We start from the raw sequence: 11,944 nt of genomic DNA on the forward strand, positions 1-11,944 counted from the left end.
CGAGCGAGCGAAGCGACACGAGGAGCGTTACCCTTCAATCCGCGAAGGGATCGGTCACCAGGATCGTATCGTCCCGCTCGGGAGAAGTGGAAAGTAGCGCCACCGGGCACTGGATCAACTCCTCGATCCGCCGCACGTACTTGATCGCCGCCCCCGGCAGTTCGGCCCAGGACCGCGCCCCGGCGGTCGTCTCGGACCAGCCTTCCAGCTCTTCGTAGATCGGCGTGCAGCGCGCCTGCTGATCCGCCGCAATCGGCAGATAGTCCATCCGCTCGCCGTCCAGATCGTAAGCGACACAGATCTTCAGTGTCTTGAACCCGTCCAGCACATCAAGCTTGGTCAGCGCGATCCCCGAAACGCCGCTTGTCGCACAAGTCTGCCGCACCAGCACCGCATCGAACCAGCCGCAGCGGCGCTTGCGGCCCGTCACCGTGCCGAACTCATGCCCCCGCTCGCCCAGCCGCTCGCCATCCGCATCGTGAAGCTCTGCCGGAAACGGCCCCTCGCCCACGCGAGTCGTGTAGGCCTTGACGATCCCCAGCACGAAGTCGATCGCCGTCGGACCCACGCCCGTCCCCGTCGCCGCCTGCCCGGCAATCGTGTTCGACGAGGTCACGTAAGGATAAGTCCCGTAGTCGATATCAAGCAAAGACCCCTGCGCCCCCTCAAAGAGAATGCGCTTCCCCGCCCGCCGCGCCTCGGTCAGCACTTTCCAGACCGGCCCGGCATAGGGCTTCAGCTTCGGCGCAATCTCCATGAGGCTTGCCTTCAGCGCCTCCGGGTCCACCGGCTCCAGCCCCAAGCCTGCCCGCAGCGCGTTGTGGTGCGTCAAAAGCCGCCCGATCCTCGTATCCAGCGTCGCCGCGTCGAACAGATCCGCCACCCGGATCGCCCGCCGCCCCACCTTGTCCTCATAGGCCGGGCCAATCCCCCGCCCCGTCGTCCCGATCTTTGCAACCGTCGTCTGCGCCTCGCGCCCACGGTCCAGCTCGCCATGGATCGGCAGGATCAGCGAGGCGTTCTCGGCCAGCATCAGGTTCTCGGGCGAGATTTCCACCCCCTGCCCTCGCAGCTTCTCGATCTCGGCCACCAGATGCCAGGGATCGACCACCACCCCGTTGCCGATGACGGAAAGCTTGCCCTGCCGCACGATGCCCGACGGCAGAAGCGACAGCTTGTAGACCGTGTTCCCGATGACGAGCGTATGGCCCGCATTGTGCCCGCCCTGGAACCGCGCGATCACATCGGCCCGCTCGGACAGCCAGTCGACCAGCTTGCCCTTGCCTTCATCGCCCCACTGGGCCCCCACGACGACGACGTTGGCCATACATTCCCCCGAGTCACGGTCAAACCATGCGGGGTATAGCTACCCCGGCGCGCACGCGAAACCCACAAAAGCGGCCGGCCCCGCTGACACGCACCTGTTACAAATCCGACGTATCCGCCCCTGATGGACGTCATCATCTACCACAACCCCGGCTGCGGCACGTCACGCAATACTCTTGCGCTGATCCGCGCCACCGGAGTTGAACCCCACGTCATCGAATACCTGAAAACCCCACCCTCCCGCGCGATGATCCGCAGTCTCGCCCAGCGCACCGGCCAACCCCTCCGCGCGCTGCTGCGCGAGAAGGGTACGCCCTTTGCCGAGCTTGGCCTCGGCGATCCCTCCCTGACCGACGACCAGCTGCTCGACGCCATCGAGACCCACCCGGTCCTCCTCAACCGCCCCCTGGTCGTCAGCCCCAAAGGCGTCCGCCTCTGCCGCCCGTCCGAGGCGGTGCTGGCGCTTCTGCCCCCCGCCGCGGGCCACTTCACCAAGGAAGACGGCGAAACCGTCGACCTCGCGGCAGCCCACGCATGACCCCCCGCGCCGTCGTCGCCGAGGCCCTGGGCACCGCGCTCCTCGTCGCCACCGTGATCGGCTCCGGCATCATGGCCGAGCGTCTCTCCGGCGGATCGGTCGGCCTTGCGCTTCTGGCCAACACGCTTGCGACCGGCGCGATCCTCGTGGTCCTGATCTCCATCCTTGGCCCGCTCTCCGGCGCGCATTTCAACCCGGTCGTGAGCCTGGTGATGGCGCTTCGGAAAGCGCTGCCCTGGTCCCAGCTCGCCCCTTACATCATCGCGCAAATCGCCGGAGGCGCTGCCGGGGCGGTGATTGCGAACCTGATGTTCGACCTCGCCCCCGTCACCCTTTCGGACACCGTCCGGGGAGGCACCGGCCAGCTCATCTCGGAAGTCGTCGCCACCTTCACCCTGATCGGCGCCATCCTCGGCGGCCTGGCCTTTGCCCCCGCCGCGATCCCCTGGCTTGTCGGCCTGACGATCACCGCCGCCTACTGGTTCACCGCCTCAACTTCTTTCGCCAACCCCGCCGTGACTCTGGCCAGAACCCTTTCCGACAGCTTCGCCGGCATCGCACCCGCCTCGGCCCCCGGCTTCATCCTTGCCCAAATCGCCGGAGCCCTACTCGGTGCCGCCCTCTGGGGCTGGCTCTTCACGACCCCGCCAGGCTCCCGAGCGGGATGAAATCCGGGCATCCCGGAACCAACGGACCGCCCAGCGCATCCCCGAACCAGCGGTCCACCCGCAGTCCCGCCGCCGCGATCTCAGCCGAAAGCACCTCAAACGCCGGAAACGCAATCCGCGACCGGGCCTGAAACCTCCGCCCATCGGCCAGGGCATAATGCGTCTCATAGGTCACGATACCAAGCTCTGCATCCCAGTCAGCCTCGTTCCAGCGCTCCACCCTCCCGAACGCAGGATGCGCCTTCACCTCAAGCGTCGCCTCCCGCCCCCAGCTCTCCCATTCCCGTGCGTCCGGGTTGCGGCTGTCAAAGAAGAACCTCCCACCCGGCGCAATATGCCGCGCGATGGTTGCCAGAACCACCCCGCGGTCCTCCGGGGTCAGCAGCGTCTGAAACGCATGTCCCGTCATGACGACCGCATCGAACCGCCGCTCAAGGTCCAGATCCTGCGCCCCGGCCTCGACCCACGTCACCCGGTCCCCACCCTCCCGTGCCCGAGCGACGTCCAGCATCGCCGCCGCCGGGTCCACCCCCACCGCCTCGACCCCCCTTGCCGCCAGCTCCACTGTGAAAATCCCGGTGCCGCTGCCCAGGTCCAGGACCGATGCCGCCCCTTCGACCAAGCCTGCAAACCAGTCGAAATCCGCCGTCCAGGGATTATCCCAGTCGTAGAACGCCGCCAGCGCAGGGTCGTCGTAAAGCGCGTCCGCCATGCCAGCCTCGCCGGTCCGATCCACCAGAACTCTGGACAAACCCCCGCCCATTTGCCACCCCTTAGCACAGAGACGACAAAAGGGCCGCATCATGGGCATCCTCCTGCGCTGGCTTGGCGCCTTCATCCTTCTCGTTGCGATCTTCAACCCGACGCAGTGGAACTACGTCACCTGGGCGCGCGACGCCTGGGCCGACCAGACGCCGCTCGTCGTCTTCACCGGCCTCATCCTCGCCGTCATCGCCATGGTCTATCTGGTCTCGACCATGCGCTCGATCGGCATCCTCGGCGCGCTGGTCATCGCCGCGATCTTCGCCGCCGGGATCTGGGTCCTGATCGACTGGGGCGTCCTCGGGCTCAACAACTCCGCGCTGAACGTCTGGCTGATCATCGTTGCCCTGTCGCTCATCCTTGGCATCGGCATGTCCTGGTCGATCCTGCGCCAGCGGCTCTCCGGCCAGCAGACGACGGACGAAGTCGATGGCTGAGACCTTCCTCTACCTCACCCTCGGCACCAACGACGTCACCCGGGCCGCCCGCTTCTACGACGCCGCACTCGCCCCCCTCGGCTTCATCCGCCGCTCGACCGAAGCGGACGAGGTCGGCTACGGCCTCCCCGACGACCGCCGCACCCGGATCTGGATCACCAGACCCTTCGACGGCAAACCCGCGACCACCGGCAACGGCACCATGCCCGCCTTCTTCGCCCCTACCGAAGAGGCCGTCCGCGCCTTCCACAAGGCGGCGCTGCAGGCCGGAGGCACCGACGAAGGCGCCCCGGGCCTCCGCCCCTACGGCCCGACGTTCTACGCGGCCTATGTCCGCGACCCGGATGGCAACAAGCTCTCCGCCGTGCATGGCGGCTAGAACCAATACAGCCTCCCGGACGTCCCCCTTTCATCTTTGCCGCAAATATCCCCGCCGGAGGCCTCCCGACCTCTCCCCCGCCCCACCGCCCAGGCGCCCATCCGCGGCAGCGCCGCCGAGCGGGGGCTCGATGCCCCCCGAGGCGGCTCCCCGTTCAGAGAACCGACCACCCACCCTTGCGTCCGCGTCCCCTTCCCCCTAGATAGGCGCAACTCTCGCGCCGGAAGCTCGCAATGGAAAACGTCGTCCTCACCATCCACCTGATCCTCGCTCTCCTCCTGATCGGCGTGGTGCTCCTGCAGCGCTCCGAAGGCGGCGGGCTTGGCATGGGCGGGGGCGCCAGCGGCACCATGTCGGCCCGCGGTGCGGCCACCGCGATGACAAAACTCACCTGGATCTTCGCCGCGGCTTTCATCGTGACCTCCATCACCCTCACGATCCTCGCGACACGCAGTGGCGACGGCGATTCGGTCGTCGACAGTGCCACCACCGAGGAACCGGGGACCGACACCCCCGCAACCGATGCCCCGACGACCGGCAGCGGCCTTGCGGGCACTGACCTGACACTCCCCGACCTCGCGCCCCAGGGCTCCGCCGACGCGCCCGCAACCCCGCCCCGCGCGGACGACCCGGCGCCTGCCACCACCCCCTAACTCCACAACTGCTTGCTCCGCCTGCCGCAACGCCCGCATTATCTAGCGGGCCAGGCGTTGCCTTGCTTCACGGTAGTCGCTATACCTCAACTCCCGTGGTGCTGCGATTCTGCCTGCCCCGAATCGCACCTGAACTCACGGGAGGCCGCCCTTGGCGCGTTACATCTTCATCACCGGCGGCGTCGTCTCCTCTCTCGGCAAAGGCCTCGCCTCCGCTGCGTTAGGCGCGCTCCTCCAGGCCCGCGGCTACACCGTCCGCCTCCGGAAGCTCGACCCCTACCTCAACGTCGACCCCGGCACGATGTCGCCCTTCGAACACGGTGAGGTTTTCGTCACCGACGACGGCGCCGAGACCGACCTCGACCTCGGCCACTACGAACGCTTCACCGGCGTCCATGCCCGCCAGACCGACAGCATCTCCTCCGGCCGCATCTATTCCAACGTGCTGGAAAAGGAACGCCGCGGCGACTACCTGGGGAAAACCATCCAGGTCATCCCCCACGTCACCAACGAAATCAAAGACTTCCTTCGCATCGGCGACACCGAAGTCGACTTCATGCTCTGCGAAATCGGCGGCACCGTCGGCGACATCGAGGGCCTGCCGTTCTTCGAATCCATCCGCCAGTTCATCCACGAACGCCCCCGCGGCCAGTCGATCCTGATGCACCTCACGCTCCTGCCCTACCTCGCGGCCAGTGGAGAGCTCAAAACCAAACCCACCCAGCACTCGGTCAAGGAACTGCAAAGCATCGGCCTCGCCCCCGATGTCCTCGTCTGCCGCTCCGAACACCCGATCCCCGAGCGCGAGCTGGAAAAGATCGCCCTCTTCTGCAACGTCCGCAAATCGCACGTCATCCCCGCCTACGACCTGAAAACCATCTACGAAGCCCCCCTCGCCTACCACCGTGCGGGCCTCGACCAGGCCGTCCTCGACGCGTTCGGCATCACCCCCGCCCCGAAGCCCAACCTCGCGAAATGGGAAGACGTGATGGACCGCCTGACCAACGCCGAGGATCAGGTCCGCGTCGGCATCGTCGGCAAGTACACCCAGCTTGAGGACGCCTACAAATCCATCGTCGAAGGCCTGACCCACGGCGGCATGGCCAACCGGACGCGGGTCAAGGCCCAGTGGATCGACAGCGAAATCTTCGAACGTGAGGACCCCACCCCCTATCTCGACGGCCTCGACGCCATCCTCGTCCCCGGCGGCTTCGGCGAGCGCGGCACCGAAGGCATGATCAAGGCCGCCCAGTTCGCGCGGGAAAAGAAGATCCCCTACCTCGGCATCTGCCTCGGCATGCAGATGGCCGTGATCGAGGCCTCCCGCAATCTGGCCGGGATCAAGGACGCCGGGTCCGAGGAGTTCGACCACGAAGCCGGTGCGAAACGCTTCACCCCCGTGGTCTATCACCTGAAGGAATGGATCCAGGGCAACCACACCGTCCGCCGCAAGGCCGACGACGCCAAAGGCGGAACCATGCGGCTGGGGGCCTACACAGCGAACCTGAAGGATGGCTCCGCCGTCGCCCGCATCTACGGCACCACCGTGATCGAGGAACGCCACCGCCACCGCTACGAGGTCGACGCCCAGTACATCAAGGGGCTGGAGTCCTGCGGCCTGATCTTCTCCGGCATGAGCCCGGACGGCAGGCTCCCCGAGATCGTCGAGGTCAAGGACCACCCCTGGTTCATCGGCGTCCAGTTCCACCCCGAGCTGAAGTCAAAGCCGTTCGCCCCTCACCCGCTGTTCGCGGATTTTGTCCGGGCAGCGGTGGAGGTGAGTAGGTTGGTGTGATGACCATGATCAGTTCCGTTTTTGCAGATCGATTTGCGTCACGAACACGGGCATTGCGCAATATGACTTCCGGGCTGGCCGTACTCATATGCTCCGCAACAATCGCGGTGGCAGATGGCCTCTTCGAGTCCGAGTTCTTAGATAGAATTTTGGACCCTATGTTGGCCGACCAGCCCTTTATGCTGGACGGGCTTGCTCCTTTTTCAATCGAGGAAAGCGGCGCGCAGAGATTTCGAAATGTCGACGAGAATTTCGCCTTCCTGGTACATGAAGCGCCTGATTTTCGATTGGCTGTGCTGGCGGGATTTCTTTGGCCAGAAGATCATGATCCTTCCCGCGATCACCTTTATTGGGTCATAGAAGGCGACTCGGAGCTCAACCAAGCAATTCGCGCCTTCGAACACTTGGGTGAGGGGCAGCCAAGAATTGTGGACGCGCCGCAGTGTATCCAGCATCCCGACGTAGACCTCGCTGAGCTGGAGATTGTTTTTCAGAGCGCTTTTAGCTTTTCGAGTGAGGACGGAACGCCTGGCATCATCCAGATGCTCGTCTATCGATATCGCGACGAAGGCTCCGCGCCTGATAGCCCCAAGGTAACGTCCCTGGCGGTCACCGCTGGGGCATCCGCTCGGATCCCGTGCCTTGAGGAGGGATCAGAGTAAAAGAAGGCTTAACGGCAATACTCCACCCTCAACCGTTTCCCCGCCGCCTTCGCATACCGCCGCAAGGTCTCCACCGTCGGCGACACGCCCCCGCCCTCCAGCCGGGCCACCGCCGACTGCGTGGTCCCCATCCGCTCGGCCAGAGCCTCTTGCGTCAGCCCCGCCTCGGTCCGGGCCCTGATCATCCTTGACGGTCGGCTAACCAACCCGCTCGGCCCTCACCCGCAATGAGACGCACCAAAACAAAGGACCGAGGCCCTTGCGGCCCCGGTCCAGATCTTAACAGCCGGTGAACGATCCCAGCCAACCCCTTGATTTCACAAAGGCCAGCCAACCGTAACGCAGAGTTACGCTACCCCAACATCCCCAGGACCATCGGCTGCACCTCATGCCAGCCCTCCCACATCATCTTCAAGGCGACGTAGAGGATGATCAGAAGCCCGATATAGGCGATCCAGCGGTACTTGTTCAGAAGGTTCGCGATGAAGCTCGCCGCCAGCCCCATGAGCGCGATCGACAGGACAAGCCCGATCACCAGCACCGTCGGGTGCCCATGCGCCGCCCCCGCGACGGCGAGGACGTTATCAAGGCTCATCGACACGTCCGCGATCACGATCTGTGTCGCGGCCTGCGCGAAGGTCTTGGTCGGCGCGCCCCCTGCGATGGTTCCGTCGGCGTTGAGGTCGGCATCCGCCAGCGCCTCGACCGCAGCATCCTCAGCCGCGTGCCCGTTCTGCAGCTCGCGCCACATCTTCCAGCAGACCCACAACAGCAGGATGCCGCCAGCCAACAGAAGCCCGGCGATCTCCAGAAGCTGCGTCGTGATCAATGCAAACCCGATCCGCATCACGGTGGCCGCGATGATCCCGACCAGGATCGCCTTCGCCCGCAGCTCCTTCGGCAGACCCGCGGCGGCAAGGCCGATGACGATGGCGTTGTCGCCCGCAAGCACAAGGTCGATCCCGATGACCTGCATCAGGGCGACGAGGCCCTCATAGGTGAAGATTTCCATCTCGCCTCCGCTGAGAATTCCCCGCCGCTCCTACGCGGACAAGGCCAAGGGATCAAGCCGATCCAGACTTTTCAAGCAAGGCAAAGCCGGGTAGGGCACGCCCATGCTTTCCTACCAGCACCTCTACCACGCCGGGAACCTCGCCGATGTCCACAAACATGCGGCGCTGGCCTGGGTGCTGGACTATCTGACCCGGAAAGAGAAGCCCCTCACCTATATCGAGACCCATGCCGGTCGCGGCGTCTATGACCTCGATTCGGACGCGGCGGTGAAGACAGGCGAGGCAGCGGCGGGTATCGCGTTGGCCGAAGGCCTGTTCCCGCCCGACCACCCTTACCGCCAGCGGCTTGAAGAAGCCCGCGCGGCCCATGGTCCTCGGAGCTATCCCGGCTCACCCCTCATCGCGGCCCTGGGCCTGCGGGAAAGCGACACGATCCACCTGGCCGAACTTCATCCGCAGGAACATGCCCACCTGAAGGCCGCCGCAAAGGACTGGGGCGCTCATGTCCACCAGCAGGACGGGTTCGAGCTGGCCCTTGCCCTCACGCCACCCACCCCGCGCCGGGGGCTTATGCTGATTGATCCCTCCTACGAGGTGAAGGCCGACTACGAGGCCATTCCCCGCCACATGGCCAACATCCATCGCAAGTGGAACGTCGGCATCCTGATCCTGTGGTACCCGATCCTGACCGGCGCCGCGCATGGGCCGATGCTGAAGGCGCTCACGGCCGCCTTCCCCGATGGCCTGCGACACGAGGTCCGCTTCCCGCCCGTGCGCGAAGGCCACCGGATGGAAGGATCGGGCCTTTTCACCGTCAACCCGCCTTATGGGCTTGAGGCGGAGCTCAAGGACCTCACAACCCGGTTTGCCGCGCTTTCCAAGCCGCGCACGACGCCTTAGATAGGCAGGATGATCGATCTTCTCCGCCGCCTCATGGCACCCGAACCCCAGCGCCTGCCCGAGCCTGACGCCCGGCTCGCGCTGGCAACTCTTCTCGTCCGTGTCGCACGGACTGATGGTCTTTATGCCGCCGAGGAGGTCGAACGGATCGACCGGGTGCTTGCTAGCCATCACGGGCTTGACCCGTTCGCGGCGGCAAAGCTGCGGTCAGAGGCTGAAACGCTGGAGCGCGAGGCGCCCGACACCGTCCGCTTCACCCGGGCGCTGAAGGAAGCCGTGGCGTTGGAGCAGAGGTCCGATCTGATGACCGCGCTGTGGTCCGTCGCACTGGCTGACGGTCTGCGCGAGGCGCATGAGGACCGGTTGATGCGGCTGGTCGCGAACCTTCTGGGCCTGACGGATGTTGAATCCGCCCTGGCCAGAAGGCGGGCCGAGCAGGAATGATCGCGAGCCTCGGGATGTACGACTTCGGGCCGCTGCGGGGCCCGAACGACCGGCTTTGGGCCCTGATCCGCGATGGCCTGCAGGCGGTCGGCATTGGCGCCCCAGACGCCCTGATCCGCGGCGAGGACGCTTACTGGGAAGCCTGGGGCGCGCCAGACCTGATCCTGTCGCAGACCTGCGGCTATCCGTTCCGCGCCCGGCTGCATGGCAAGGTCACTTACGTCGGCACCCCGGACTACGGGGTCGAGGGCTGCCCGCCCGGCCACTACCGGTCAGTCTTTGTTGCCCGCGCCGATGATCCGCGGCACAGCCTTGCCGACTTCGACGGCGCGCGTTTCGCCTACAACGAACCCCTGTCGCAGTCCGGCTGGGCCGCCCCGCAGATCCATGCCGCGAAGCTCGGCATCCGGCTCCCGCCCAGACTCCAGACCGGCGGCCACCAACTGTCAGCCAAAGCCGTGGCTGAAGGCCAGGCTGACATCGCATCGCTCGACGCGGTGACCCATGCGCTGATGCAGACCATCGATCCCGTGGCCAAGGCCCTCAAGGTCGTCGCCGTGACCGAGCCGACGCCCGGCCTTCCTTTCATCACCGCGATTGGGAACGACCCCGGCCCGATCTTCGACGTGCTGGCCCAGGCCATTGGCGCGCTTCCTGCCGAAGACCGCACTGCCCTTCGCATCAAAGGTCTGGTGCGCATTCCGGTGCCTGCCTACCTCGCAGTGCCCAATCCGCCATCACCCGAACAGATTGCCGCTTTGGCCTGATCAAATCACCATCAGCCCGCCCGGTTTTGGGCTGATTCAACGTTGCAATGCTGCAAAATCTCGGCCCTACTGCCGCATCACCCGCCCGAGCCAAGAAGCCCCATGCCAGACCCTGCCACGGATATCCCGGTCATCGAGATCCGCGACCTTCACAAATGCTACGGCCCGCTTGAGGTTCTGAAAGGCGTCGATCTGGTGGCCCCCCGCGGTCATGTGGTGTCGCTTATCGGGTCGTCCGGGTCGGGCAAGTCCACGCTTCTGCGGTGCTGCAACCTTCTGGAGGACAGCCAGCAGGGCGAGATCAAGTTCGAGGGCGAATCCGTCCACTGGAAGGGCCAGGGCCCGAACCGCCACCCCGCCGACCGCGATCAGGTCACGCGCATCCGCACCAACCTTTCGATGGTCTTCCAGCAGTTCAACCTCTGGTCCCATCTGACGGTCCTGCAGAACGTGATGGAGGCCCCCGTCACCGTGCTGAAGCGCGACCCGAAAGAGGTGGAAGAGAAAGCCCGCCACTACCTGGCCAAAGTCGGCATTGCCGACAAGGCCGGCGCCTGGCCCGCGCAGCTTTCGGGCGGCCAGCAGCAGCGGGCAGCCATCGCGCGGGCGCTTTGCATGGAACCGCGCGCGCTTCTCTTCGATGAACCGACGTCAGCGCTGGACCCGGAGCTTGAGCAGGAAGTCGTCCGCGTGATCAAGGCGCTGGCCGATGAAGGCCGCACGATGCTGCTTGTCACGCATGACATGAAGCTTGCCGCCGACTGTTCGGACCACGTGATCTTCCTTCATCAGGGGAAGATCGAGGAACAGGGCCCGCCCGCGAACCTTTTCGGCAACCCGAAAAGCGAACGGCTGCGCGGGTTCCTTTCGGCGACGGCCGCCTGATGTCCTGCACGGGCGCGATTGCCGGTGTCATCGCGGGGCTCATCCTCGCCTCATCCGAGCCGATCGTCATCGGCACCGACGCCAAGCCGAGCGAATCCTACATCTACATCGATGACGCCGGGGCGATGGTCGGCTTCGAAAAAGAACTGATGGATGAAATCTGCACCCGGGCCGAGCTTGACTGCTCGTGGAAGACCGCCAACTTCGACCAACTGATCCCAGGCGTGATGTCGGGCGAGTTCGACGTCGTCATCGGCGGCATCGCGGTGACCGAGGAACGGCGCAAGCTGGTCGATTTCACAGAGCCTTACTTCGTCGATGGTCAGGATGAATGGTACATCGGCCGCCCCGGCGCGCCCGAACCGGCCGCGGCGCTCGTCGCAGTTCAGTCCGGCACGATGCACGAATCGCATTTGCGGCACCTGGGGTACCGGTTCATCTCCTTCCGGACCGAGCCCGAGGTGCTGACGGCACTCGCCGACGGAGAGGCGGATCTGGCACTTGGGCCCTTCGGCGATGCCGAGCAGATGGCCAGCTACTTCTCGGCAACCGGTGTCGACTACCTCTACTCCGACATCATTCCCCACGAAGGCCAGGCCATCGCCGTATGCCGGGGAAACACCGAACTGCTCGGTGCCCTCAATACGGCCTACACCTCGATCGTCGCGGACGGGACGTTCGACGCCCTAGAAACCCGCTGGTTCGAATGAACCGG

At 65.4% G+C, this 11,944-nt stretch carries 16 protein-coding genes; 12 read left to right on the forward strand and 4 right to left on the reverse strand.

Annotated elements, in window-relative coordinates; translation table 11 throughout:
• Positions 1–34 precede the first annotated feature (34 nt).
• Entirely contained in the window at positions 35–1,327 is a 1,293-nt protein-coding gene (locus tag ACRCSW_RS00575; protein WP_438702055.1) for an adenylosuccinate synthase, read from the reverse strand.
• 123 nt (positions 1,328–1,450) lie between these two features.
• Between ACRCSW_RS00575 and arsC the strand changes: the two genes are divergently transcribed.
• Entirely contained in the window at positions 1,451–1,864 is a 414-nt protein-coding gene (gene arsC / locus ACRCSW_RS00580; RefSeq protein WP_438702056.1) for an arsenate reductase (glutaredoxin), read from the forward strand.
• Positions 1,861–2,532 carry an aquaporin gene (locus ACRCSW_RS00585; protein WP_438702057.1) on the forward strand — a complete coding sequence of 224 codons (672 nt, stop codon included), beginning with the start codon at positions 1,861–1,863 and terminating at the stop codon, positions 2,530–2,532. Before arsC ends, ACRCSW_RS00585 begins: the two co-directional genes overlap by 4 nt.
• Here the strand turns inward: ACRCSW_RS00585 and ACRCSW_RS00590 are convergent.
• A complete protein-coding gene (locus ACRCSW_RS00590; RefSeq protein WP_438702058.1) occupies positions 2,501–3,295 on the reverse strand; it encodes a class I SAM-dependent methyltransferase in 795 nt (264 codons plus the stop codon). The genes ACRCSW_RS00585 and ACRCSW_RS00590 overlap by 32 nt on opposite strands.
• A 40-nt stretch (positions 3,296–3,335) precedes the next feature.
• On the opposite strand from ACRCSW_RS00590, the gene ACRCSW_RS00595 reads away from it, so the two are divergent.
• From ACRCSW_RS00595 to ACRCSW_RS00615, 5 genes are all read left to right on the forward strand, one after another.
• On the forward strand, positions 3,336–3,731 hold the full coding sequence (locus ACRCSW_RS00595; protein ID WP_438702059.1) for a DUF6524 family protein: 396 nt from the start codon (positions 3,336–3,338) through the stop codon (positions 3,729–3,731).
• On the forward strand, positions 3,724–4,110 hold the full coding sequence (locus ACRCSW_RS00600; RefSeq protein WP_438702060.1) for a VOC family protein: 387 nt from the start codon (positions 3,724–3,726) through the stop codon (positions 4,108–4,110). Before ACRCSW_RS00595 ends, ACRCSW_RS00600 begins: the two co-directional genes overlap by 8 nt.
• A gap of 233 nt (positions 4,111–4,343) precedes the next feature.
• A complete protein-coding gene (gene secG / locus ACRCSW_RS00605) occupies positions 4,344–4,763 on the forward strand; it encodes a preprotein translocase subunit SecG (RefSeq protein ID WP_438702061.1) in 420 nt (139 codons plus the stop codon).
• Between the two features lie 151 nt (positions 4,764–4,914).
• On the forward strand, positions 4,915–6,558 hold the full coding sequence (locus ACRCSW_RS00610) for a CTP synthase (protein WP_438702062.1): 1,644 nt from the start codon (positions 4,915–4,917) through the stop codon (positions 6,556–6,558).
• The gene (locus ACRCSW_RS00615; protein ID WP_438702063.1) at positions 6,558–7,220 is read left to right on the forward strand and encodes a hypothetical protein; all 663 of its coding nucleotides are present in this window, start codon (positions 6,558–6,560) and stop codon (positions 7,218–7,220) included. Before ACRCSW_RS00610 ends, ACRCSW_RS00615 begins: the two co-directional genes overlap by 1 nt.
• A gap of 8 nt (positions 7,221–7,228) precedes the next feature.
• Here the strand turns inward: ACRCSW_RS00615 and ACRCSW_RS00620 are convergent, their stop codons facing one another.
• Together ACRCSW_RS00620 and ACRCSW_RS00625 are read right to left on the reverse strand one after the other, a co-directional pair.
• On the reverse strand, positions 7,229–7,405 hold the full coding sequence (locus ACRCSW_RS00620) for a helix-turn-helix domain-containing protein (RefSeq protein WP_438702064.1): 177 nt from the start codon (positions 7,403–7,405) through the stop codon (positions 7,229–7,231).
• Between the two features lie 167 nt (positions 7,406–7,572).
• The gene (locus ACRCSW_RS00625; RefSeq protein WP_438702065.1) at positions 7,573–8,232 is read right to left on the reverse strand and encodes a TerC family protein; all 660 of its coding nucleotides are present in this window, start codon (positions 8,230–8,232) and stop codon (positions 7,573–7,575) included.
• A gap of 103 nt (positions 8,233–8,335) precedes the next feature.
• On the opposite strand from ACRCSW_RS00625, the gene ACRCSW_RS00630 reads away from it, so the two are divergent.
• The 5 genes from ACRCSW_RS00630 (at position 8,336) to ACRCSW_RS00650 (ending at position 11,939) form a co-directional block, all read left to right on the forward strand.
• Positions 8,336–9,133, forward strand: coding sequence for a 23S rRNA (adenine(2030)-N(6))-methyltransferase RlmJ (locus tag ACRCSW_RS00630; protein WP_438702066.1), 798 nt, complete (start codon positions 8,336–8,338; stop codon positions 9,131–9,133).
• Between the two features lie 9 nt (positions 9,134–9,142).
• Positions 9,143–9,577 carry a TerB family tellurite resistance protein gene (locus ACRCSW_RS00635; RefSeq protein ID WP_438702067.1) on the forward strand — a complete coding sequence of 145 codons (435 nt, stop codon included), beginning with the start codon at positions 9,143–9,145 and terminating at the stop codon, positions 9,575–9,577.
• Positions 9,574–10,344, forward strand: a complete 771-nt coding sequence (locus tag ACRCSW_RS00640; protein WP_438702068.1) for a phosphate/phosphite/phosphonate ABC transporter substrate-binding protein — start codon at positions 9,574–9,576, stop codon at positions 10,342–10,344. The genes ACRCSW_RS00635 and ACRCSW_RS00640 overlap by 4 nt, the downstream gene beginning before the upstream one ends.
• 102 nt (positions 10,345–10,446) lie before the next feature.
• A complete protein-coding gene (locus ACRCSW_RS00645; protein WP_438702069.1) occupies positions 10,447–11,229 on the forward strand; it encodes an ABC transporter ATP-binding protein in 783 nt (260 codons plus the stop codon).
• Positions 11,229–11,939 (forward strand): substrate-binding periplasmic protein, encoded by a 711-nt coding sequence (locus tag ACRCSW_RS00650; protein ID WP_438702070.1) that lies wholly within the window; start codon positions 11,229–11,231, stop codon positions 11,937–11,939. The genes ACRCSW_RS00645 and ACRCSW_RS00650 overlap by 1 nt, the downstream gene beginning before the upstream one ends.
• Positions 11,940–11,944 lie beyond the last annotated feature (5 nt).

This window comes from Tabrizicola sp. (genome assembly GCF_051645465.1).
In the GTDB taxonomy this organism is placed as follows: domain Bacteria; phylum Pseudomonadota; class Alphaproteobacteria; order Rhodobacterales; family Rhodobacteraceae; genus Tabrizicola.

Bases quoted from the DNA above. Each gene is read 5' to 3' on its own strand.
- ACRCSW_RS00575 (WP_438702055.1), bottom strand. From the start codon at position 1,327: ATGGCCAACGTCGTCGTCGTGGGGGCCCAGTGGGGCGATGAAGGCAAG.
- arsC (WP_438702056.1), top strand. From the start codon at position 1,451: ATGGACGTCATCATCTACCACAACCCCGGCTGCGGCACGTCACGCAAT.
- ACRCSW_RS00585 (WP_438702057.1), top strand. From the start codon at position 1,861: ATGACCCCCCGCGCCGTCGTCGCCGAGGCCCTGGGCACCGCGCTCCTC.
- ACRCSW_RS00590 (WP_438702058.1), bottom strand. From the start codon at position 3,295: ATGGGCGGGGGTTTGTCCAGAGTTCTGGTGGATCGGACCGGCGAGGCT.
- ACRCSW_RS00595 (WP_438702059.1), top strand. From the start codon at position 3,336: ATGGGCATCCTCCTGCGCTGGCTTGGCGCCTTCATCCTTCTCGTTGCG.
- ACRCSW_RS00600 (WP_438702060.1), top strand. From the start codon at position 3,724: ATGGCTGAGACCTTCCTCTACCTCACCCTCGGCACCAACGACGTCACC.
- secG (WP_438702061.1), top strand. From the start codon at position 4,344: ATGGAAAACGTCGTCCTCACCATCCACCTGATCCTCGCTCTCCTCCTG.
- ACRCSW_RS00615 (WP_438702063.1), top strand. From the start codon at position 6,558: ATGACCATGATCAGTTCCGTTTTTGCAGATCGATTTGCGTCACGAACA.
- ACRCSW_RS00620 (WP_438702064.1), bottom strand. From the start codon at position 7,405: ATGATCAGGGCCCGGACCGAGGCGGGGCTGACGCAAGAGGCTCTGGCC.
- ACRCSW_RS00625 (WP_438702065.1), bottom strand. From the start codon at position 8,232: ATGGAAATCTTCACCTATGAGGGCCTCGTCGCCCTGATGCAGGTCATC.
- ACRCSW_RS00630 (WP_438702066.1), top strand. From the start codon at position 8,336: ATGCTTTCCTACCAGCACCTCTACCACGCCGGGAACCTCGCCGATGTC.
- ACRCSW_RS00635 (WP_438702067.1), top strand. From the start codon at position 9,143: ATGATCGATCTTCTCCGCCGCCTCATGGCACCCGAACCCCAGCGCCTG.
- ACRCSW_RS00640 (WP_438702068.1), top strand. From the start codon at position 9,574: ATGATCGCGAGCCTCGGGATGTACGACTTCGGGCCGCTGCGGGGCCCG.
- ACRCSW_RS00645 (WP_438702069.1), top strand. From the start codon at position 10,447: ATGCCAGACCCTGCCACGGATATCCCGGTCATCGAGATCCGCGACCTT.
- ACRCSW_RS00650 (WP_438702070.1), top strand. From the start codon at position 11,229: ATGTCCTGCACGGGCGCGATTGCCGGTGTCATCGCGGGGCTCATCCTC.